Genomic DNA, 21997 nt, shown 5'->3' with positions numbered 1-21997 from the left:
CGGCTTCGCCGCGCGTTGTGGGGGCTTCGCCACCCACACCCCCCATCAGGTGGGTCCGGTGGCCGTAGGCCGGGAGGGCGCCGGGCCGGTGGCCGGGGCGCTGGATACGCGCCGGTCCAGTGGTCGCAGATCGAAAGCGCGCCGGGCCAGTGATCGCCGGCCGGAAGCACACCGGGCCGGCGTCCGTCGGCCGGGAGCACACCGGGCCGGCGACCGGAAGCGCCCCGGCTCGGTGACCGTCGACCGAAGACACGTCGGCCCGGCGACCGCACACAGGAAACGCACCGGGCCGGCAGCCGTAGGCGCGGACGTCAGCCGGTGATCTCCGGAGTGATCCTGACCGTCCACGCCCCCGAGGCCGTTCTCCCCTCCACCTCCACCTGGACGTCCTCGCCGGGCACGGTGAAGCTCTCGCCGAGGGCGACCGGGGCGTCGGCGAGGGGTGGGTAGACCGACTTCTCCCAGCAGGCCTCGGTGTGCGGGTGGGCGTCGACGACCTCCACCGGGCCGCCGCCGGACTCCGCGCCGCTTCTGATCCGGTAGACCAGGACACCCTCCCGGCAGGTTGCCCGGTCGTTGCCGGCCGCACCGCGCGCCTCGAAGCCCAGGGCGCTGTCGGGACCCGTGCGCACGATCGCCAGTTTCACCCCGTGCCCGAGGCCGAAGGCCGGGGCGCCCGCCGTACCCTGCACCGGGACACCGGGGCCGGCCTCCAGCGGTTCCAGGGTCAGCCGGGTCGGCCGCGCGCCGCGCACGCACACCACCTGGCGCGGATCCAGCCAGCCCAGCTTCCACTTGTGCCAGGCCAACAGGTCCGGCGACAGCCCGAACTGGCTGCCCATCAGGTCCCAGTCGCCGACATGGGTGTCCCAGTCACCCTTGCCGTCGACCGGGCGGTGGTAGAGGTCGGGCAGGTCGAACACATGGCCGGTCTCATGGGCGAGGACGAGGCGGTCCGGCGGGTGCTTCTCGAACACCGTGACGACCCGGCGGACGTCGACGCCGTCCACATGGACGGGTGTGTCGAGGTTCACGACCTTCGTGGCGTCCGAGTCGACGCCGGGCGCGTCCGGATCGGCGACGAAGTACACGACCTGGTAGCGGGAGAAGTCGACCGCCTTGTCGGCCACCGCGAACGCGTCCTGCAGATAGGCGGCCCGGTCGGCCATGTCCCAGTCCCGCTTCATGGCGTACGCCGTGGACGGCCGGGGCATGCGCAGCCAGCGCTTCAACGGGTGCGGGCGAAGGGTGAGCCTGCCGTAGGAGGCCTGCTGGTAGTAGCGGCTGGTGGCCGGGAAGTGGTCCGCGGCCAGCTCGGCGGGGGTGGTGCGAGGTCTGGCGTCCGGGAAGGACAGGAACACCATCACGGCGTCGACCTTGCCGGCCGGGCGGGTGTAGTCCGCGTTCCAGGTGTCCACGCCCTCGGAGTGGTGGGCGTCGGTCCGGTGCAGGACGCAGGGCGTCGTGGAGAAGGGCTCGGCGGCCGACGGGTTGGTGAGGATCGAGGTCGCGGCGAGCGCCGACAGCGTGGTGCACACGGCGGCGGTGCTGCGCAGCTTGGGCACGGACATGACCTCCGGACGCGGTTCGCGGGACGCGCATCCAGATTGCTGCTATTTATTGCTTTATGCCCTGTTCGTCTGCACCACAAGGGTGAGCGCGCCCTCCGGCGCGCCGGCGCGCTCCGGCGCCCGACACCCCGAAACACTCACTGAACGTCACAACTGGTCGGGGGCCTCAACAGCCCGTCCAGGTGCGGGCAGAAACGATCTGTCAGAAACTGTGCTCCGTCCGGGACACTGGAGAGTGGCTGGAAGGGCCCGGGGCCAGCCTCTATGATCGGCACACTTTCCGGCACGGACATCGATCGAGTGCACTGCGGGAGCGAGCGGTGAGCGGAACGTCCGAAGGGCCGACGCCCGCGGCAGACCTCGACCGGTCAGCCGTCACAGACAGTGACCACACCACCTACCATCGTGTCTTCACGGCCGCGCCGGTCGCCATGGCCGTCGTGGACCGCGCCGGACTCGTCGCCGACGCCAACGCGGCCTTCGGCGAGCTGCTCGGCACCGGTCCGGACACACTGAGCGGGCGGGTGGCCGCCGACCTCGTCGACCTGGCCTCGGACGCTCGCAGCTGGCACGCCTACCGCGAGGTCCTGCGCGGCCGGCAGGCCCGGCTGCGCTGCACCCGCCGGCTGAAGCACCCCGAGGGGCACTCGGTGTGGGTGCAGGTCACGGTGTGCCCGCTCGGCGACGGAGAGCCCGGGGTGCTGCTGTCCGTCGCCGACATCAGCGCCCGCCGCGAACTCCAGGCCCGGCTGCGGCACTTGCAGATGCACGACCCGGTGACCCGGCTGCCCAACCGCACGCTGTTCTTCGAGCGGCTGTCGGCGGCGCTGGAGGCGGAGTCGTACGAGCAGAGCGGCACCGGCCGGATCGGTCTGTGCTACCTGGACCTCGACGGCTTCAAGGCGGTCAACGACACCCTCGGCCACCGTGTCGGCGACCGGCTGCTCGCGTCCGTCGCAGAGCGCCTGACCAGGGTGGCCGACGAGGCCGGCTACGCCCGCACGGTGACCCCGCTGGTGGCCCGGCTCGGCGGCGACGAGTTCGCGCTGCTCGTGGAGGACTCCACCGGCACCGAACAGCTCGCCGATCTCGCCGATTCGGCGCTCAAGGCCCTGGAGGAGCCCTTCGACCTGGCCGGACAGCGGCTGTCGCTGACGGCGTCCATCGGGGTCGTGGAACGCCACGCGGCCGGTGCGACCGCCACCGGCCTGATGCAGGCGGCCGACACGACCCTGTACTGGGCGAAGGCCGACGGCAAGGCCCGCTGGACCCTGTTCGACCCCGAGCGCAACGCGCACCGGATGACCCGTCAGGCCCTGTCGTCCACTTTGCGCCCCGCCATCGACCGCGGCGAATTCGCGCTCGAATACCAGCCGTTGGTCGGCATGGAGGACGGACGCCTGTCCGGGGTCGAGGCGTTGATCCGCTGGAATCATCCTCAGTTCGGCACACTGACGCCGAATCGGTTCATCGGACTGGCCGAGGAGGACGGTTCGATCGTGCAGCTCGGCCGCTGGGCGCTCAACACCGCCTGCCGCCAGGCCCGCCGCTGGCAGCTGGACCACCCCGAGGAGCCGCCCATCTTCGTCAGCGTCAACGTGGCCGTCCGGCAGGTGTGGGACTCCGACCTGGTCTCCGACGTGGCGGAGATCCTGGCCGACACGGGACTCGCCCCGCACCTCCTCCAGCTGGAGCTGACCGAGTCGGCGGTAATGGGCTCGGCCGGCCGCCCGCTGCAGGCCCTGCAGGCGCTCAGCGACATGGGCGTCCGCATCGCCATCGACGACTTCGGCACCGGCTACTCCAACCTCGCCTACCTCAGCCGTCTGCCGGTCTCCACGCTGAAGCTGGACGGATCCTTCGTCCGCGGCTTCCAGTACGAGGCCGACAAGAACCCCGCGATCGCCCCCAACCCGGCCGACGAGGTCATCGTCGAGGCGATGATCCAGCTCGCCCACCGGCTCGGCATCACCGTCACCGCCGAGTGCGTGGAGACCTCGGCCCAGGCCACCCGCCTGCGCCGCATCGGCTGCGACACCGGCCAGGGCTGGCTGTACTCCCGCCCGGTGCCGCCGGACCGTATCTCCGAACTACTCGACGTCAACGCCTGCCCCCAGCCCTGACGCCCCGCGGGCCACCGGCCCCGCCACCAACCGATCGGCCGTAGCCTCCGGCCGGCCCCCGGCCAGCTCCGTCCCACCCGCAGCCGGCTCCGACCGGCCCGCGGCCGGCTTCGACCGGCCCGCCCACCACCAGCTCCGGCCGATCCGCAATCGGCCCGGCCGACCCGCCGACGTCGGCTCCGGCCCGCCCTCGGCCAGCCCGGCCTGCCCGCCGCCAGCTCCGGCCGATCCGCAATCGGCCCGACCGACCCGCCCACCACCAGCTCCGGCCGATCCGCCATCGCCCCGACCGGCCCGCCAACGTCAGCTCCAGCCCGCCCACCGGCAGCCCCGACCAGCCGCCATCGGCACGGACCGACCCGCCGACGTCAGCCCCAACCCACCCACCGCCAGCACCGGCCGATCCGCCGTAGCCTCCGGCCTGCCCGCAGCCGGCTCCGACCGGCCGGCGGACAGCTCCGGCCCACCCGCAACCGGCCCCGACCGACCCGCCGACGCCAGCTCCGACTGGCCCACCGTCAGCACCGGTCGGCCCGCGCGTCCGTACAGGTCCCACGCTCGGCACTCGCCGACCTCGCCGCGACCGCCTCCGCAGGCGGCGGCTCCCCGACGGCCGGCCTGCGCCACGCTCTGCTGACGGTCAGGCGGCGAGGGTGCCGGTGACGGGGCCGTTCCTGCGGTAGCGGTGGGACGCGATGCGCGGGCGGTGCCGGGGGCTCCGGTCCCCCGGGACCGCCCGGTTTCGCGGCTTCAGGCCGTCGGCAAGCCGTACGCGTCCGCGATCAACTCGTAGGAGCGCAGGCGCAGTTCGCCGCGGTGGGCATGGGAGACGAGCATCAGCTCGTCGGTGCCGGTGCGCTTGTGGAGGTCGTCCAGGCCGGCGCGGACCTCGTCGGCTGTGCCGTGCACGATGTTGGACGTCCAGGAGGTGATGAACTCCTCCTCCATCGGACTGAACTCGTGCTTCTCGGCCTCGTCCGGGTCGGGGAAGAGACCGGGCCGGCCGGTGCGCAGCCGGAGCATGTTGAGCGCCATCGCCCGGGTCTGGCGGCGGGCCTCGCTCGCGTCGTCGGTGGCGAGGGCGGAGACGCCGATCAGGGCGTAGGGCTCGTCCAGGACCTCCGAGGGGCGGAAGGTCTGCCGGTACAGGTCCAGGGCCGGGATGGTGTTCTGCGCGGAGAAGTGGTGCGCGAAGGCGAACGGCAGGCCCAGCAGACCGGCGAGGCGCGCGCTGAAGCCGGAGGAGCCGAGCAGCCAGACCGGCGGGCGGTGCGGGGACTGGACGCCACCCGGGGTGCTGCCCTGCACCGGGCCCGGGATCGCGTGGATCCGCCGGAAGGGGTGCCCGTCGGGGAAGTCGTCGTCCAGGAAGCGGGTGAGTTCGGCGAGCTGCTGCGGGAAGTCGTCGGCGCCCTCGTTCAGGGTGTCGGTACGGCGCAGGGCCGCGGCCGTGGCCCCGTCGGTGCCCGGCGCGCGGCCGAGGCCGAGGTCCACCCGGCCCGGCGCCAGCGCCTCCAGCGTGCCGAACTGCTCGGCGATCACCAGGGGCGCGTGGTTGGGCAGCATGACGCCGCCCGAGCCGAGCCGGATGCGCTCGGTGTGGGCGGCGAGGTGGGCGAGGATCACGGCCGGCGAGGAGGAGGCGACACCGGGCATGGAGTGGTGCTCGGCGACCCAGTACCGGTGGAAGCCGCGTGCCTCCGTCAGCCGGGACAGCGCCACGCTTGTGCGCAGGGCGTCGGAGGCGGTGCTGCCCGCGCCGACGGTCACCAGGTCCAGTACGGAGAGGGGTACGGGGGCGGTCCCGTGCGTGATGCCCCGGATCTCGTCTGTGCCCCGGACGTCGTCTTCGCCCCGGATCTCGTCTGCCTCGTCTGCCGACACGGTGCGGGCCTCCTGATTTGTGGCGTGAGCTGTCCAGAGCCCACTAACAGGAGGCAGTCTCCGCTTATTCCCGCTTATTCCCGCACCTGGACCAGGGGCTCCCGTGTGAACAGCGTCCCCAGCCTCGGCGCGTTCACCCGGCGGTCGGCCAGCCGCAGCCCCTCCCACACCGTCACCTGGTTCGCCGTGAGCACCGGCTTGGACAGCGCCTTCTCCAGCAGCGACAGATGCGCGGCCGTGTGCAGGGCGGTGTCCGGCAGCAGGACCGCCTCCGCGTCCGGCACGTCCGCCGCACGGGCCAGCGTCAGCACGTCCTCCTCGCCCCACGTGCCGACCTCCGCCGCCGTGATGATCCCGGAGGACCGCATCCCGGTCACCTCGATCCCGCCGGCCCGCAGGAAGTCCGCGAACAGCGCGGCGATGTCCTCCGGGTAGGTCGCGCCGACCGCGACCCGCCGTACCCCGATCTCCCGGGCCGCGTGCACGAAGGCGAAGGACGTCGAGGAGGCCGGCATCCCGGCCAGTCGGGCGAGTGTGCGCACCTGGTCCTGGGCGCCCTCCCAGCCGTGCACGAAGCCGCCGCTGGTACACGCCCACACCACCGTCTCGGCCCCGGTCAGCCGCAGGCGCTCCATGCCCACCCCGAGCCGTTCGGCGGAGCCCATCTCGCGCAGCGCCGCCACCCGGTGCGCGTCCTCGCCGATGTCGGTGTGGACCAGGTCCACCCGGATGTCGCTGCCCAGGAGCTGCTCGATGCGTGGATAGTCGTCCTCGGCGGAGTGGCCCGGGTAGAGGAATCCGAGTGCGGTCATGTCCAGCCTTCCTGCGTCTCTTCCGGCGTCTCTTCCGGCAGTGCGGGGGGCCAGGCGCGCGCCGACTCGTCCAGCAGCGCCTGATAGGGCCCCACGGCTCGGGTACCCAGCCGGCGCAGCGCAGCCCACATCGTGACCTGGTTGGCGGACAGCACGGGGATGCGCAGCTCGGCCTCCAGCTGGGGGATCACGTCGTACGTCGGCAAGTTGGTGCAGGAGATGAAGAGCGCGTCGGCGGTGCCGGGCCGTACCGCCTGCCGGGCCATCGCCACGACGTCCCGGTACGGCACCTTCCAGATGTGCCGGGTCAGGCCCATGAAGGCGCACCCGGTGACCACGACGCCGGCCTCGGCGACGAAGTCCTGCAGCGCCCGGGTCACCGACACGGTGTACGGCGTGACCAGCGCGACGCGGCGTATCCGCAGTTCGTCCAGCGCCTCCAGCAGCGCCCCGGAGGTGGTCACCGAGGGCGGCGCGCCCGCCAGGCTCATCGCCGCGCACATCGCCCGCTCCCCGGCGACCCCGCCGACGAAGCTGCCGGAGGCGCAGGCGTAGGCGACGACCTCGGGCGCGACGGCGGTCAGCGCGTGCACGGCGTCCCCGAGGGTCTCGTGCTCGCTCACCAGCCGGGCCAGGTCCAGGCTCACCTCGACCGGCACGAACGGCGTCCGGGTCAGATGCAGCGACACCTCGTCGGGCACCCAGCGCCACAGCTCGCGGTCCAGGGCGAAGTCGAAGGGGGCCACGACTCCCACACCGCGCTGGGGGCGGGGGCCGCCGAGAAAAGAGACGTCCATGGCTGCCACCCTCGGGCTGGGAGACGAGCAGGCAACGGATCGCGAATGCGCCCGTGTTGACGAAGGTAGGTTCGGGTGCGAGCGTGGTCAATCCGCACATAATCCGCGCACGTCAGCGCACCTGGTCCGCGCACGTCAGCGCACTTGGTCCGCGCGCAGCACACATGATCCGCGCACGTCAGACGCCCGGAGCCGCCCCGTATGACGACCCTGCCGACCGTCCTGGTCCTGGACGCCGACCCGCCACCGCGGCTCGGCCGGCTGACCGGCCGCGCCCGGATCGTGCACACGGACGCCGCGCATCTGGCCGAGCGGCTGCCGACGGCGGACGTGCTCCTGGTCTGGGACTTCACCTCGCACGCGGTCCGCGAGGCCTGGCCCGGCCAGGGGCCCCGCCCCCGCTGGATACACACGGCGAGCGCGGGCGTGGACCATCTGATAGGCCCGGAGCTGGCCGCGTCCGACACGGTGGTCACGAACGCGCGCGGGATCTTCGACCAGCCGATCGCCGAGTACGTGGCGGCCCTGGTGCTGGCGGCCGCCAAGGACCTGCCGCGCACCCTGGAGCTGCAGCGGGAGCGGGCCTGGCGGCACCGGGAGGGCCGGCGGGTGTCGGGCACGCGCGCGTGCGTGGTCGGCTCGGGTCCGATCGGCCGGGCGATCGTACGCACCCTGAAGGCGCTCGGTGTGACGACGGCCCTGGTCGGCCGCGTCCCACGCACCGGGATCCACGGCCCGGGCGACCTGGACCGGCTGATCTCCCGCGCGGACTGGGTGATCGCGGCGGCGCCGCTCACCGAGCAGACGTACCGCATGTTCGACACCCACCGCTTCGGCGTGATGCAGCCCTCGACGTTCTTCGTCAACGTCGGCCGGGGTCAGCTCGTCGACGAGGACGCCCTCGCCCACGCCCTGAACCGGCGCTGGATCGCGGGCGCCGCCCTGGACGTGTTCACCTCCGAGCCCCTCCCCCCGGACAGCCCCCTGTGGGACCTGCCCGGTCTGCTGGTCTCCCCGCACATGAGCGGGGACACGGTCGGCTGGCGGGACGAACTGGGCGCGCAGTTCGTGGAGTTGTACGACCGGTGGGCGGCGGGCAGATCACTGGTGAACGTGGTCGACAAGAAACGGGGTTACGTCCCCGGTCACTGACCTGTTGGACCTCGTGGACCTCTTGGCCTCTTGGAGGGTGCATGCAGCTCACCGACCTCACCGCCGTAGCGCTCCTCGACGGTTACCGCAAGGGCGAGTTCAGCCCCGTGGAGGCCACCGAACAGGCGCTGCAGCGGGCGCGCCGGATCCAGCCGGAGGTGAACGCGTTCGTACGTCTCACCGAGCAGGACGCGCTCGCCCGGGCCCGGGAGTCGGAGGAGCGCTGGCGGCGCGGTGAGCCGGCCGGGCTGCTCGACGGGGTGCCGGTGACGGTGAAGGACATCCTCCTCCTGCGCGGCCACCCGACCCTGCGCGGCTCCAGGACGATCTCCGAGCAGGGGAGTTGGGCCGAGGACGCCCCTTCGGTGGCCCGGCTCCGGGAGCACGGCGCGGTGTTCCTCGGCAAGACGACGACCCCCGAGTTCGGCTGGAAGGGCGTGACGGACTCCCCGCTGTCCGGGATCACCCGCAACCCGCACGACCACTCCCGCACCGCCGGCGGCTCCAGCGGGGGCAGCGCGGCGGCCGTGGCGCTGGGCGCGGGCCCGATGTCGCTCGGCACGGACGGTGGGGGCAGCATCCGCATCCCGGCCGCGTTCTGCGGCATCTTCGGCCTGAAGCCGACGTACGGCCGCGTGCCCCTCTACCCGGCCAGCGCCTTCGGCACCCTCTCCCACGCCGGACCGATGACCCGGGACGCGGCCGACGCGGCCCTGTTGCTGGACGTCATCGGCGCCCCGGACCCCCGCGACTGGTCGGGCCTGCCGCCCGCGCCGGGCTCCTTCACGGAAGGGCTGCGCGGCGGCGTGCACGGCCTCCGGGTGGCGTACTCCCCGACGCTGGGCGGCCAGGTCGCGGTGCAGCCTGCGGTCGCGGCGGCGGTACGGCGGACGGTGGCCCGGCTGGCCGACCTCGGCGCGTATGTCGAGGAGGCCGACCCCGACTTCAGCGAGCCGGTGGAGGCGTTCCACACCCTGTGGTTCAGCGGCGCGGCCCGGCTCACCGAGCGGTTCTCCCCACGCAAACGGCAGCTGCTGGACCCGGGCCTGCGGGAGATCTGCGTGCGGGGCGCCCGCTACAGCGCGCTGGACTATCTGGCCGCGGTCGACGTCCGCATGGACCTCGGCCGGCGCATGGGCCACTTCCACGAGCGCTACGACCTCCTGGTCACCCCGACCCTGCCGCTGACGGCGTTCGAGGCGGGCGTGGAGGCCCCCAGGGGCTCGGCCCACCACCGCTGGACGGGCTGGACCCCGTTCACCTACCCCTTCAACCTCACCCAGCAGCCGGCCGCCACCGTCCCGGTGGGCACGGACGGAGACGGCCTGCCCGTGGGGCTGCAACTGGTCGCCGCCCGCCACCGCGACGACCTTGTCCTACGGGCGGCGCACGCGCTGTACGAGGCCGGGGTGGTGTCGCCGCCCTGTCCGCTTCCTTGAGACAGGCGACGGAGCGCGGCGTGGCCGCAGCCTGATCATCAGAGGCCAGGGCCGTATCCGCGGGACAGGACTGCACCGGCCGCCGTCCGTGCCCGACGATAGTTGCCATGACCCTTCAACCAACCGTCGGCAAAAGCCACTTGCCCGCCGGGCTCGTCGCGCTCGCGGTCGGTGGGTGGGCGAGCGGTGGGGGTGGCGGGCCACGTTCTGGGCGATCACCGGCATCGGTGTCGTCGCGGCGGTCGCCATCGCCGTACTGGTGCCGGGGTGGGCCGATGCCGTGGACCGGCGTACGGAAGCGGGTGGCCTGCGCACGCAGCTCCGCGCCTTCCGCTCCGGGCAGGTCTGGCTGACCCTCGCCGCCACCGGGCTCGGCTACGGCGGAATGTTCGGGGCGTTCAGCTATCTCGCGTACACCTTCACCCGGGTCGCCGGCTTCGCCGGGGTGTTCGGGCTGCGGGCAACCAGCCGGGTCGCGGCCTGGTCCTGGCCTTCCTCACCGGGCTGTTCGGGTTCGCCGGTGTCCCCGGCTTCCTCACCCGGGTCACCGACCACGCCCACGGAGTGCCGCTCGCCGCCGGCGCCAACGTGTCGGCCTCCAACGTCGGCAACGCCCTCGGCGCCTGGCTGGGCGGCCTCGCGATCAGCACCGGCCTCGGCTACACGGCCCCGCTGCACGTCGGCTCGGCCATCGTGCCGGCCGGGCTCGCCGTGATGGCGGTCGCCGCCCGCCGGCCGGTCCTCACGCCCGCCGGAAACTGAGCGTCTCCCCCGCGGCTCCCGTGCGCCACAGGTCGTTGCACGCCTCCGCCATCGCCTCCAGCCCCTCCACCACCTGGCCCCACACGATGCCCGGCACCCAGCCCACGTCACCGTTGAGGAGCAGGTTGTTGCGCTCGTAGAACAGGGCCAGGTCGACCACCGTGGTGCCGGGGCGGACCGCGCGGTCGTAGCCGTAGGCCTTGGTGCCCAGCTCGGTGCTGGCGAAGGAGAAGTAACAGAGGTCGCCAGGAATCGGGGTGACCGTCGGGTTCTCCAGTGGGGGTTCCGTGGAGGCGAACGGCGGGAAGAGGGCGTAGATCTCGTTGCGCGCGTATTTGGCGTGATAGACGTCACCCGCAAGCGGGAGCGCGTCCCATACCGTCGCGCAGGTCAGGGGTGCGCGGTCGGTCAGCAGTCGTGCCGTGCAGTGCAGGTCCCGCTTGTCGAGCGAGACGGTGACAAATCGATCGGCCATGAAAACAAGGGTGCATAGCCGGGATCCGCTTGGGTAGCCGCGCCGCCATGGCTCCACCACTTGGGAACGACGTACACACATTCCGATCGGAATTCAGACACACCGGACACACCCGGCGCTCGGTGCTCGGTGGCCTCGCCGCCCTCGGTGTGCTGGGCGCGGCGGGCTGCTCTCGGGTGGCCGAGGCGTCGGGCAAGGAGGGCGGCGACCTGCTCGACCGCCTTCGCGCGCAGGGCGTCGTACGGCTCGGGATCGCGGGTGAGATTCCCTTCGGGTACATCGACAAGGACGGCCATCTCACCGGTGAGGCCCCCGAGCTGGCCAAGGTGATCTTCAAGCGGCTGGGCGTCGACAAGGTCCAGCCGGTGCCGACCGAGTTCGGCTCGCTGATCCCGGGGCTCAACTCGCAGCAGTTCGACGTCGTGGCGGCCGGGATGTACGTCAATCCGGAGCGCTGCCAGCAGGTCATCTTCGCGGATCCGGACTACCAGATGCTGGACTCGTTCATCGTGCGCAAGGGCAATCCGCTGGGGTTGCACTCCTACAAGGACGTCGTCGCGAAGAAGGCGAAGTTCGCCACCGGCACCGGATACGCCGAGATCCAGTACGCGGTCGAGGCCGGGTACAAGCAGGGCGACATCCTCATCGTCCCGGACCAGGTCGCCGGGCTGAACGCCGTCGAGGCGGGCCGTGTCGACGTCTTCGCCGGTACGGCGCTCACCACCCGCGAGGTCGTGAAGAAGTCGAGCAAGGCGGAGGCCACCGCGCCGTTCGCGCCGCTGGTCAAGGGCAAACCGCACGTCGACGGGGGCGCGTTCGCGTTCCGGCCGACCGAGACGGGCCTCCGGGACGCCTTCAACGTCGAGCTGCGGGCACTCAAGAAGAGCGGGGAGCTGTTCCGGATACTCCGGCCCTTCGGGTTCACCAGGGCCGAGATGACCGACCTCACCGCGAAGGAGCTGTGCGGCGGATGACCTCGGGACTGTGGGAACTCGTACTGAAGGGTGTCTGGACCACCGTCCAGCTGCTGGTGTTCAGCGCGCTGCTGGCCGCCGCCGTGTCCTTCGTCGTCGGTACCGCGCGGACGCACCGGCTCTGGATCGTGCGCTTCCTCGCCGGCCTCTACACCGAGGTGTTCCGTGGCACCTCGGCGCTGGTGATGATCTTCTGGGTGTTCTTCGTGCTGCCCGTCGCCTTCGGCTGGCAGCTGGTGCCGATGTGGGCGGGCACACTGGCGCTCGGGATGACCTACGGCGCGTACGGCTCGGAGATCGTGCGCGGCGCGCTGAACGCGGTGGACCCGGCGCAGCGGGAGGGTGGCGTCGCGCTCAGCTTCACGCCCTGGCAGCGGCTGCGGCTGATCGTGCTGCCGCAGGCCGTGCCGGAGATGATCCCGTCCTTCTGCAACCTGCTGATCGAGTTGCTCAAGGGCACCGCGCTGGTGTCGCTCATGGGCATGGGCGATCTGACGTTCAGCGCGAACCTCGTGCGGCTGGCGTTGCAGCAGAGCGCGGAGATCTACACGTACGTGCTGCTGATCTACTTCGTGATCGCCTTCGTCCTGACGCGGCTGATGCGCTCCCTGGAGAAGCGGCTGAAGGCCGGGATCGGCAAGGACGCCGGGACCTTCTCGGCGGCGCGTGAGCTCAAGCGCGCGCAGACGACCGGAGTGGGGGGTCGGGTCGCATGAAGTGGGACTGGAACGCCGTGAGCGACTTCATGCCGGACTTCTGGCAGGGGTTGCTGGTCACCCTGGAGGCCGTGGCCCTGGGGTCGCTGCTCTCCTTCACCCTCGGTCTGGTGTGGACGCTGCTGATGCGGACGCCGAGCCGGTGGGTGCGCTGGCCGGTCGGGGTGGTCACGGAGTTCGTGCGCAACACCCCACTGCTGGTGCAGCTGTTCTTCCTGTTCTACGTGCTGCCCGAGTGGAACGTGACCTTCTCCGCGCTGACCACCGGTGTCTTCGCGATCGGCCTGCACTACTCGACGTACACGATGCAGGTCTACCGGGCCGGCATCGAAGCGGTACCGGCCGGCCAGTGGGAGGCGGCGACCGCGCTGAACCTGCCCCGGCGGCGGACCTGGACCGTGGTGATCCTGCCGCAGGCGATCCGCCGGGTGGTCCCCGCGCTCGGCAACTACGTGATCTCCATGCTCAAGGACACACCGATGCTGATGACGATCACCGTGCTGGACATGCTCGGGCGTGCCCGGCTCTTCTCCCAGCAGCACTTCCAGTTCACCGAGCCTCTGACCGTGATCGGGGTGGCCTTCATCCTCATCTCCTATCTGGCCTCCCTTCTGATGCGAGCCCTGGAGCGACGCCTTGTCCGTTGAGACCCGTCCGCAGCCCTCCCTCACCGACGCCCAGCCCACCGAGCTGATCCGCCTGGAGAACGTGACCAAGCGGTTCGGCACCAACACCGTCCTCGACCGGCTGAACTTCTCCGTCGACGCCGGCCGGCACGTGACCCTGATCGGCCCGTCCGGATCCGGCAAGACCACGATCCTCAGACTCCTGATGACCCTCACCAAGCCGGACGAGGGCACCATCACCGTCGACGGGGAACAGCTGTTCCCGGCGCCGGAGAAGCAGGTCCGGGAGGTCCGCAAGAAGATCGGGATGGTGTTCCAGCAGTTCAACCTGTTCCCGAACATGAGCGTGCTGCGGAACATCACCGAGGCACCCGTGCAGGTCCTCGGCATGTCCAAGGACGAGGCCGAGGAGCGCGCCCGGGAACTGCTGGAGCTGGTGGGGCTGACCGACAAGTGCGACGCGAAGCCGACCCGGCTCTCCGGCGGACAGCAGCAGCGCGTGGCGATCGCCCGGGCACTGGCGATGCGGCCACAGGTGCTGTTGCTGGACGAGGTGACCTCCGCGCTCGACCCGGAGCTGGTCGCGGGCGTGCTGGACCTGCTCAGGGACATCGCCCGCAGCACGGACATCACCATGCTCTGCGTGACCCACGAGATGGGTTTCGCCCGCGACATCTCCGACCAGGTGCTGATGTTCGACGGCGGCCGGGTGATCGAATCGGGCTCTCCGGAGAAGATCTTCAACGAACCGGAGCAGGACCGCACCCGGGAATTCCTCAGCGCGGTCCTGTGACGAGGATGCGTGGATCCGGCAGATCCCGAGGTCCGGCCGCTGGGTCATGACGTTGGCATATGCCAGAGGGTCTGCTTCGCAGTTGGGAGGGGTCTGGCGGGCGGAACAATCTCGCCAACCCCCTCTCCCCGCAGCGGGTTTGCCCGTTATCGTGGTAACGATCCGCCGACCGGATCTCGCGGCCCACACAGGCGAGCGCAGGGGGACCACCGTGGCGCTGAGGAACGAGCCGACCGCCCCGTACCACTCCGCCCAGGACGCCCTGCGCGTGCTGGAGACCGTCGCCCGCCACTCCGCCGGCGTCACCGACACCGAGCTCGCCCGCCGCACCGGCCTCGGCCCCGAGCGGCTCACCGCCCTGCTGCGCATGCTGCGCCGGGAGGGCTATGTCGAGCAGATCACCGACGGGGCGTACGTCACCGGCGACACCCTGCGCCGCCTCACCTCCGCGCACGACCGGGAGCGGGCGGTACGCGAGAAGCTCCAGCACACCCTGGACCGGCTGCGCGACTCGGTCGGCGCGGCGATCTACATCAGCCGGTACGTCGACGGCGAGGTCAAGGTCACCCAGTACGCCGCCGGGCCCACCACCCCGGCGGTCAACGAGTGGGTCGACTTCCGCACGGCCGCCCACGCCACGGCGGTCGGCAAGAGCCTGCTGACCCAGCTGGACCACAACGGCCGCCGCGACCATCTCTCCCGGCACAAGATGGCCCGCCTCACCTCGCGCACCATCACCAGCGACAAGCTGCTGCTGTCCCGCCTGGAGTCCCAGCCGCCGACGGTTCCGGTCCTGGACCTGCAGGAGTACGCGATCGGCACGGTCTGCGCGGCGGTCCCGATCACGGCCGGCTCCTCGGTGGGCTGCCTGGCGCTGTCGCTTCCCGTGGAGCATGCCCACCGGCTGAAGCAGGCGGCGGACACGCTGAACCGCAATGCCGCGCCGGTCCTCCTCTCGCTCACCCTCTAGGTGGTCACGAGCACCCCTCAGGACCAGGTATTATTTTCTTCGTCGCCGGCCGCGGGAGTGAAAAGTCCGCAGCAGGCGGGAGTCATGCGCCGCTAGCTCAGTTGGTTAGAGCAGCTGACTCTTAATCAGCGGGTCCGGGGTTCGAGTCCCTGGCGGCGCACGATGACGATGGCGAGCCACGTCCGCAAAAAACGCGGACCTGGCTCGCCATCTCTGTTATTGCGCGGCTGCACCGCGCGTGGTGGGGGCTTCGTCACTCACACCCCCTAAGGCGGGCCCTTCGCGGAGGGGCCCTTCGACGTCCCCCTCCACAAGCCTTCGGTACGACTCCTCTCCCGGCGGCCGCCACCACACCGGATCGGCGCAGGCGCACCCCTCCCGCCGCAGCAGCGCCCGGTGGATCTTGTTCGTGGCCGTCACCGGCATCCGCTCCACCACCCGCACGAACCGGGGCGCCATCTTCGTGCCCAGGTCAGGCTGTGCGGCCAGGAACTCCGAGAACCCCGTCGGATCGAAGGACCCGGCGATGGCGGCCATCACCTGGTCCCCGGTCACCGGATCCGGCACGCCGTAGACGGCGACGGCCACCGCGCCCTCGTACCGGGCGACGATGTTCTCGATCATCGCGGCGGCCAGGTTCTCCCCGTCGACGCGGATCCTGTCGTCGGTACGGCCCGCGAAGTACAGATAGCCGTCGGCGTCCCGGTAGAAGAGGTCACCGGTCCAGTACGCGCCGTCCCTGCGCCGCTCGGCCTCGGCGGCCGGATTCCTCCAGTAGCCCTCGAAGGGGTTGGGGCCCCGGTTCACCAGCTCCCCGATCGCCTCCTCCCCGTTGAGCAGCCGCCCGGCGGAGTCGAACACGGCCGGCGGGCATACATCCCCGGTGGCGTGGTCGAGCACCACCAGCCCGGGGCCGGCCGGCCCCACGGCCCCCTTCGGCGTGCCCGGCGCCCACTGGATCGCCGCGCCGCCCTCGGACGAGCCGTACCCCTCCACCAGCCGTACCCCGAACCGCCGCTCGAAGGCCGCGGCGTCCACCGCACCCGCCTCCGTGCCGAACCCGAGCCGCAGGGGGTTGTCGCGGTCGTCCGCACCCTCCTCGGTGGCGAGGACGTACTGGATGGCCCGCCCGACATACGTGAAGTACGTCGCCCCGTACCGGCGCACGTCGGACAGGAAGGCGGACGCCGAGAAGTGCCGCCGCAGCGCGACCCCCGCGCCGGCGGCCAGCGCGGGCGCCCAGTCGGCGATCACCGCGTTGCCGTGGAACATCGGCATGCAGATGTAGTGCACGTCGTCCGTCCGCACCCCGAACTGCCGCACCAGCGCCTGCCCGGCCGCCGCGAGCCGGCCCTGGGAGCAGAGCGCGGCCTTGGGGGCGCCGGTCGAGCCGGAGGTGAAGTACAGCAGCAGCCGGTCGGCGGGTGCGGCGCGGGACGGGTCGGGCACGGCGTCGGCGTAGGGGGCGAGAAGGGCGGCGTACTCCGGGGTGTCCGTGACGAGGAGCCGTACCCGGGGCAGGTCGAGCCCGGCCAGCAACGGCAGCTGCGTCCGCTCGGTGACCAGGAGCGGGCACTCGGTGTGCAGGATGTCCCGGGCCAGTTCGGGGCCCCGGCGCGTGGGATTGATCCCGGCGACGGCGGCTCCGGCGAGCGCGGCGGCGCCGAGCCACAGCGGGAACTCCTCGGTGTTGTCGAGGAGCACGCCGACATGCGGTACGGCGCCCGGGGGCAGGAGGTCGGCCAGCAGGGCGGCCCGGGCTGCGGCGCCCGCGGCGAACTGGTGCTGCGTCAGTGTCCGTTCCTCGCACCTGAGCCCCGGGCGGTGGTCCCCCCACCGCGCGGCGACCAGCTCGGCGACCGTGCGCGCCCTGGCGTCCATGGCGGTGCACGATAACTGACGTGTCGTCAGATGAGGAGAGTCACGGCATCAGGCCGCCGGACTCCGAGAACATCATGTGGGCGGTGGTGATGAAGAAGACGCAGAAGGCGATGGCCGCCCCGAGGAAGGCCACGCCGAAGCCGGTGCCGACGGCCAGCCTGGCCGGCGCGGGCGGGCGGGCGGTGGCCCGCTGGGGCTGCCCGGGCAGATACCGCACGGTGACGAAGTCGCCCTCGACGACGGTCGCCGGGCCGTTCTCCTCCTCGAAGCGGACCGTGCGGCCCTCGCGGGTGGTGAACTCGTAGACGTGGTGCAGGCTCGTCCGCACGGACGTGTCCCCGCCGCCCCCGCTGGTCGTCGTGTACATCCGCAGACAGCGCGCCTCGGCGGTCAGACCGTGCGCCCAGGTCCTGCTGATCCGCCGGGCGCGGCGCAGCAGCCGGAAGGCGGCGTACCCGAAGCCGGCGATCATGACGGTGGGTATGGCGTAGAAGAAGAGCTCGAACATGAGGTTCCCCCGAGGTCCGGTACGCCGCTCCACTCGGTCGGCGTGCGAGGAACGTACCCGGCGGTAGGGGCGGCCCGCCTCAAGGGAACCTCAGTTTCCGTGCTGTGGCGGAACGGTCCTCAGAAGGTGACGTCCGAACAGGCGTAGAACGCGTTGCCCGTGTCGGCGATGGTCCACACCGCGAGGATGACGTGGTGCCCGCTCAGCCCGGTCGGCAGGGTGCCGCTGTGGCTGAGGGTGGCCGGCGGGCGCTGGCCGTTGTACGGGACCGTCAGGAACGGGGTGAGGTTGAGGTCAGAGCGGGACAGGGCGTGGTTCTGGTTCCAGCCCTGCTTGGTGACGTAGTACTCGAAGTCCGTCGTGGCGTGCTGGGCGGTGAACTGCCAGCGGAAGGTGTACGTCTGCCCGCCCGTCACCCTGGTGGTGGGCCAGGCGCCGCCGGACGGGGTGACGGGCGAGCTGAGCTGGGCGAACCGGCTCAGGCCGCCGTTGCAGATCTGGCCGTCGGCGGGTCCGGCGGCCGGGAAGCCCTTGGGGCCCTCGACGCTCTGCGGCTCGTACTGGATGTCGCCGCAGCCCGTCACCGTGCCGTTGGCGCAGAGCTTCTGCCTGCTGACGGGGAGGTCGGTGTAGCCGTGCCCGCTGGCGCCGCCGGTGGAGAGCGCGAACGCTCCGGCGGTCACCACGCCCAGCACGACCGCGGACAGCTTGGTCCTGGTGTGCATACTGCCGCTCCTGGAGAACGTGGGGAGTTCGGTGAGCTGTGCAGGTAGGTCTAGACCAAGTGTCAGATTATTGCCGTCAGTTGAACATGTCCATACCAATCGCGGGCCCGGCTGCCACGCCTCCCTCGCGGCCGGCCGGGCGATCCGGCGCCGATGCGTCAGAGGGCGACCTCCGGGGCGTACTCCACCTGGAGCGGCTGCACCGAGAACACCTCCAGACCGACCGGCGCGGTCTCCTCCGCCACCAGCCGGGTCAGCGCGTCCCCGGACGCCGCAGGCCCACCCTGCGTACCGCCCGCCGGCTCCACCGGCACCCGGGCCAGCGCCGCCTCCACGCACTCGCGCAGATACGTCTCGTGGTCGTCGATGCCGAGCATCGCCCGCGCGGTGTCCCGCATCCGCCACACCACCAGCACGGCCACCCTGAGCGAGGCTCCGTCGGGATCCGCCGCCGGCATCGCCTCGCTGCGCCAGTGCCGCAGCCGCACATCGACCCGGTGGCGCTGCAGCAGCGGGTTCACCCAGAGCAGCCCGGTGCGCCGTACCGTCCCGCGATAGCGGCCGAACAGTCCGAGCACCCAGGCCTGCCCGGTCCGCCCCCGGGTCAGCCCGCCGAAGCCCAGCAGCGCGAGCAGCCAGGCCCCGGCGTACGCCGCCCACTGCGCCGGACCGAGCCCCGCGTGCAGGGACGCGGGCAGCCGCAGCGCGTGCACCGCGGCCGACGGGAGCTGCCCCGTCCACCAGGCGGTGGCCAGTCCGCCGGCGATCCCGCACGCCCCGGCCAGCACCCCGGCCGCCCCCGACACCGCCGGCGCCGGGCGCTCCACCAGCTCCGGGTCGATCTCCGGCAGCGGCCGGCGGCCCGGGTCCGCCAGGCGCGGCTGCTCGCCGGTGCCCTGCCGACGGACCACCACCGCGGACCTGAGCGACACCGTCATCGGGTTCAGCGCGTCGGGGTCGTCACGGCGGAACAGGCGTACGGGGACCTCGGCGTCCCCACTCTGGATCACCGGGTCCGGATACCCGCTCACCTCCAGGGCACCCGCGGGCTGCCCCTCGGATTCGGGCGGGGTGTATGACGTCGTCGTACTCATGGTGTGCCTCCAGCTTCCGCGCCAGATATGTCATGAACAGGGGGTCGAACGGACGGGTCCCCGGGGTCGGGACCGGCCGCCCTCGGGACCGGAGAGCGGCCGCGCGTGCGGGTGGTCAGAGAGCCGTCACGCCGTCGGGGGCCGCGTCGGCATCCGCGAACAGGCGGCGCCAGGTCTCCGGCCCCGGGTAGCCGTCCGCCGCTCCGCCGAGCCAGCCCTGGGTGCGCTGGAAGGCCTCCACCGCACGCCGGTCCGCCTCGCCCCAGCGGGGACCGGGCCCGGCGGTGTAGAACCTCCCGAACCCCTTCTCCACCAGCCGGCGGCCCAACTGCGTGACGAAGGCGTTCTCCTCGCCCGGCCGGAAGTGGCTCCGGCCCGGATAACCGGGCACCCGGTGCGAAGCCGGCGTCCGGTGTGCGGCGGGCCGCACGAATCCCCGCGGGGCGATGCTCCTGCCCTTGCCGGTGATCAGCAGGTTCCAGGCGCGCCGGCCGGGGAGCCCCTTCAGCGCGGCCGGCCGCGCGCCCGCCGTGACGGTGGTCAGCCCCTTGTAGCGGTAGGGGACGTACTTGTCGGCGTTGCTCCAGTAGGGATACGGGGTGGCCTGGCTGCGGGTGTGCGGGGGCGTCTGCTCGTAGACCGTGTAGGAGGTGTGCGTGTAGTCCGTCCAGCCGCCGAAGATCACCACGTGGGAGCCTTTCTCGGGGTTGTCGGGGTTGTGGTAGAGCAGGATGTCGCCGGGTTCGAGCTCCTCCTTGGCGATCTTCACGCCGAACTGGTCGAGGCTGCCCGTCCATTCGTTGCCCGGCAGCCCCCAGGCCATGGAGACATAGCCCGAGCAGTCCTGCCGATAGCCGTCGGTCCAGTAGTCGGTCATGCTGTACGGCACCTGTGCGGCCACCCAGATCTTGGCCCGGCTGATGATCTTGGTCCGGGTGGTGGCGGGGGTCGGGACGGTCCCCGGCCCCGCCGGCTTGCCCTTGGGGCCGTACAGCGGGCTCACGGGGCCCTGAGGGGTGTCGGGCTCCCCGTCGCCGGGGACGTGGGGGCGTGCCACGGCGGGGCGGCCGGGGGTGACGGCGGCGGCCGCCGGGGTGACCGCGCCGAGGACGGCGGATGCGGCGGCCATCGCCACGAATCCGCAGACCGCGGCGTGGCCGCCGGGGCGACCGGACGACGGGCGGGGACTCACCCGCCTCACCCGCCTGCCGTCGGCACAGCCCGGGCAGTCGCAGTCGGCGGCGGGGGCGAACTCCTCGAACACCGGAGCCGTCATGCGATCTACCTCACATTCCCAGGAGTTTTGTCCGTGTCTGTACACGTTGATCATTTTTCCAACTGGCGGCGGGACCGCCACTTTGACGGTCCGAATGATGTACGCGAGGCGGTGGGCGGCCGCCCGCTCACACCTGGGTGGTCAGGAGCACCCCTGAAGGTCATGTAGAGTTTTCTCCGTCAGCAGGCGCCGCTAGCTCAGTTGGTTAGAGCAGCTGACTCTTAATCAGCGGGTCCGGGGTTCGAGTCCCTGGCGGCGCACACGACCGAATGGCCCCTCGCGAAAGCGGGGGGTCTTTCGCATGTCCGGAAATCACCCCTGTCCGGAACAGGACCCTCCCCCCGACTGGCCGGATACCCTCTCGCCATGGCAGCCCGGGACCTCCAGGAGCGGATCAAGAAGCTGATCGTCGACCGACGGCTGCCCTCGGGTGCCCCGCTGCCGACCGAGCCCGAGCTGATGGAGTACCTCGGTGCGAGCCGGAACTCCGTGCGCGAGGCCCTGAAGGCACTGCAGGCGATGGGCATCGTGGAGATCCGGCACGGGTTCGGGACGTACGTCGGCTCGATGTCGTTCGCACCCATGATCGAGGGGCTGGCCTTCCGCACCGTCGCCGGGCACTACCGCGGCGAGGACTCCCTGCTGCAGCTGCTGGAGCTGCGCGAGGCCGTGGAGACCGGGCTGGTCTCGCGCCTCGCCGGGCGGCTGCCCGAGGCGGACCTCGTTGAACTGAACGCCCTCGTGAACCGTATGGAACAGGAGGCCGCCGAGGGGGCGGGCCTCGCCGAGACCGACCGGGCCTTTCACGCCACCCTCTACCGAGGGCTGGACAACGTGCTGCTGAGCGAGGTGCTGGAGGCGTTCTGGGACGCCTTCCACCGGGTGCAGCGGGATCTGGTGGACGTGCCGCAGGACCCCCGGGTCACCTGCCGCCAGCACCGGGAGATCCTGGACGCGGTCCGGTCCGGCGACTCGTTGCGGGCGGAGGAGGCCATAAGAGATCACTTCGGCAACATCCGCGTCCGCCTCTCCACCACCGGCACACCCCGGCCGTCCGGGACCACCGGCGCGCCCCCGCCTCCCGAGCCCCACCAGCGCCACAATGAACGGGTTTGATCGGTAAACACCGCGTTTCGCGTCTTGCGATCATGCAGAGCGCCGTAGAACCCTGGATGTCCAAGCTGCCGCCGTTTGGCGGGAGTTGGGGGGAAGCAAACGGTTGCCGGACGGCGGGGAGGGGGCCCCGCCCATGAATCGATGCCGAGGGGGGCATCAATGCAACCGGAAGGTCGCCGTCCCGTGTCTACATGGTGGGGAAGACGTGGGGACTGCGCACCACCACTGATCCGTGCGTACGGGCTTAAGGGGAGCCGGCCGCGCGGTACGGACCGACGAAACACGCGGTGACCTGCGTGTGGG

18 protein-coding genes, 2 tRNA genes and 2 pseudogenes are annotated in these 21997 nt (G+C 71.7%); 12 read left to right on the top strand and 10 right to left on the bottom strand.

Going from position 1 to position 21997, the window contains the following annotated elements:
* Positions 1 to 311 precede the first annotated feature (311 nt).
* Complete coding sequence (locus SRB17_RS01095) at positions 312 to 1571, bottom strand: M6 family metalloprotease domain-containing protein (RefSeq protein WP_153533805.1); 1260 nt, start codon at positions 1569 to 1571, stop codon at positions 312 to 314.
* 320 nt (positions 1572 to 1891) lie between these two features.
* On the opposite strand from SRB17_RS01095, the gene SRB17_RS01090 reads away from it, so the two are divergent.
* On the top strand, positions 1892 to 3694 hold the full coding sequence (locus SRB17_RS01090) for a bifunctional diguanylate cyclase/phosphodiesterase (protein ID WP_323374808.1): 1803 nt from the start codon (positions 1892 to 1894) through the stop codon (positions 3692 to 3694).
* A gap of 750 nt (positions 3695 to 4444) precedes the next feature.
* On the opposite strand, the gene SRB17_RS01085 is transcribed toward SRB17_RS01090, so the two are convergent.
* The 3 genes from SRB17_RS01085 to SRB17_RS01075 form a co-directional block, all read right to left on the bottom strand.
* On the bottom strand, positions 4445 to 5578 hold the full coding sequence (locus SRB17_RS01085; protein ID WP_323374807.1) for an LLM class flavin-dependent oxidoreductase: 1134 nt from the start codon (positions 5576 to 5578) through the stop codon (positions 4445 to 4447).
* A 74-nt stretch (positions 5579 to 5652) separates the two neighbouring features.
* Positions 5653 to 6390 (bottom strand): decarboxylase, encoded by a 738-nt coding sequence (locus SRB17_RS01080; protein ID WP_153533803.1) that lies wholly within the window; start codon positions 6388 to 6390, stop codon positions 5653 to 5655.
* Entirely contained in the window at positions 6387 to 7187 is an 801-nt protein-coding gene (locus SRB17_RS01075; protein WP_153533801.1) for a decarboxylase, read from the bottom strand. The genes SRB17_RS01080 and SRB17_RS01075 overlap by 4 nt, the downstream gene beginning before the upstream one ends.
* 201 nt (positions 7188 to 7388) lie before the next feature.
* Here SRB17_RS01075 and SRB17_RS01070 point away from each other — a divergent pair, with 201 nt between their 5' ends.
* The 3 genes and pseudogenes from SRB17_RS01070 to SRB17_RS45255 form a co-directional block, all read left to right on the top strand.
* Entirely contained in the window at positions 7389 to 8339 is a 951-nt protein-coding gene (locus tag SRB17_RS01070; RefSeq protein WP_153533799.1) for a D-2-hydroxyacid dehydrogenase, read from the top strand.
* Between the two features lie 41 nt (positions 8340 to 8380).
* Entirely contained in the window at positions 8381 to 9778 is a 1398-nt protein-coding gene (locus SRB17_RS01065) for an amidase (protein ID WP_153533797.1), read from the top strand.
* A 166-nt stretch (positions 9779 to 9944) separates the two neighbouring features.
* A pseudogene (locus tag SRB17_RS45255) lies at positions 9945 to 10540 on the top strand (MFS transporter); the annotation flags it as partial.
* Here SRB17_RS45255 and SRB17_RS01055 read toward each other — a convergent pair.
* Positions 10521 to 11015, bottom strand: a complete 495-nt coding sequence (locus tag SRB17_RS01055; RefSeq protein ID WP_153533793.1) for a DUF3830 family protein — start codon at positions 11013 to 11015, stop codon at positions 10521 to 10523. The pseudogene SRB17_RS45255 and the gene SRB17_RS01055 overlap by 20 nt on opposite strands.
* Positions 11016 to 11062: 47 nt before the next feature.
* Between SRB17_RS01055 and ehuB the strand changes: the two genes are divergently transcribed.
* The 6 genes from ehuB (at position 11063) to SRB17_RS01025 (ending at position 15254) form a co-directional block, all read left to right on the top strand.
* Entirely contained in the window at positions 11063 to 11989 is a 927-nt protein-coding gene (gene ehuB / locus SRB17_RS01050) for an ectoine/hydroxyectoine ABC transporter substrate-binding protein EhuB (protein WP_153533791.1), read from the top strand.
* Positions 11986 to 12705 carry an ectoine/hydroxyectoine ABC transporter permease subunit EhuC gene (gene ehuC / locus SRB17_RS01045; protein ID WP_153533788.1) on the top strand — a complete coding sequence of 240 codons (720 nt, stop codon included), beginning with the start codon at positions 11986 to 11988 and terminating at the stop codon, positions 12703 to 12705. Before ehuB ends, ehuC begins: the two co-directional genes overlap by 4 nt.
* Positions 12702 to 13352 carry an ectoine/hydroxyectoine ABC transporter permease subunit EhuD gene (ehuD, locus tag SRB17_RS01040; protein ID WP_153533786.1) on the top strand — a complete coding sequence of 217 codons (651 nt, stop codon included), beginning with the start codon at positions 12702 to 12704 and terminating at the stop codon, positions 13350 to 13352. The genes ehuC and ehuD overlap by 4 nt, the downstream gene beginning before the upstream one ends.
* Positions 13342 to 14124 carry an ectoine/hydroxyectoine ABC transporter ATP-binding protein EhuA gene (gene ehuA, locus SRB17_RS01035; protein WP_153533784.1) on the top strand — a complete coding sequence of 261 codons (783 nt, stop codon included), beginning with the start codon at positions 13342 to 13344 and terminating at the stop codon, positions 14122 to 14124. The genes ehuD and ehuA overlap by 11 nt, the downstream gene beginning before the upstream one ends.
* Positions 14125 to 14335: 211 nt before the next feature.
* Positions 14336 to 15094, top strand: a complete 759-nt coding sequence (locus SRB17_RS01030) for an IclR family transcriptional regulator (RefSeq protein WP_323374806.1) — start codon at positions 14336 to 14338, stop codon at positions 15092 to 15094.
* Between the two features lie 86 nt (positions 15095 to 15180).
* A tRNA-Lys gene (locus SRB17_RS01025) sits at positions 15181 to 15254 on the top strand.
* Between the two features lie 56 nt (positions 15255 to 15310).
* Here the strand turns inward: SRB17_RS01025 and SRB17_RS01020 are convergent.
* The 5 genes and pseudogenes from SRB17_RS01020 to SRB17_RS01000 form a co-directional block, all read right to left on the bottom strand.
* Complete coding sequence (locus tag SRB17_RS01020; RefSeq protein WP_153533780.1) at positions 15311 to 16975, bottom strand: AMP-binding protein; 1665 nt, start codon at positions 16973 to 16975, stop codon at positions 15311 to 15313.
* A gap of 40 nt (positions 16976 to 17015) precedes the next feature.
* On the bottom strand, positions 17016 to 17483 hold the full coding sequence (locus SRB17_RS01015; RefSeq protein ID WP_153533777.1) for a DUF3592 domain-containing protein: 468 nt from the start codon (positions 17481 to 17483) through the stop codon (positions 17016 to 17018).
* A 119-nt stretch (positions 17484 to 17602) separates the two neighbouring features.
* The gene (locus SRB17_RS01010; RefSeq protein WP_153533775.1) at positions 17603 to 18208 is read right to left on the bottom strand and encodes a lytic polysaccharide monooxygenase auxiliary activity family 9 protein; all 606 of its coding nucleotides are present in this window, start codon (positions 18206 to 18208) and stop codon (positions 17603 to 17605) included.
* A gap of 138 nt (positions 18209 to 18346) precedes the next feature.
* A pseudogene (locus tag SRB17_RS01005) lies at positions 18347 to 19302 on the bottom strand (SPFH domain-containing protein); the annotation flags it as partial.
* A 115-nt stretch (positions 19303 to 19417) separates the two neighbouring features.
* Complete coding sequence (locus SRB17_RS01000; RefSeq protein ID WP_153533771.1) at positions 19418 to 20578, bottom strand: peptidoglycan-binding protein; 1161 nt, start codon at positions 20576 to 20578, stop codon at positions 19418 to 19420.
* 186 nt (positions 20579 to 20764) lie between these two features.
* On the opposite strand from SRB17_RS01000, the gene SRB17_RS00995 reads away from it, so the two are divergent.
* Both SRB17_RS00995 and SRB17_RS00990 read left to right on the top strand, forming a co-directional pair.
* Positions 20765 to 20838 (top strand) — tRNA-Lys (locus SRB17_RS00995).
* A gap of 106 nt (positions 20839 to 20944) precedes the next feature.
* A complete protein-coding gene (locus tag SRB17_RS00990) occupies positions 20945 to 21694 on the top strand; it encodes a FadR/GntR family transcriptional regulator (RefSeq protein WP_228395808.1) in 750 nt (249 codons plus the stop codon).
* Positions 21695 to 21997: the final 303 nt, after the last annotated feature.

This window comes from Streptomyces sp. RB17 (assembly GCF_009604455.1).
Lineage (GTDB): Bacteria > Actinomycetota > Actinomycetes > Streptomycetales > Streptomycetaceae > Streptomyces.
Note: the sequence above shows the minus strand (reverse complement) of the source record. Positions and strands in the feature narration are given on the sequence as shown.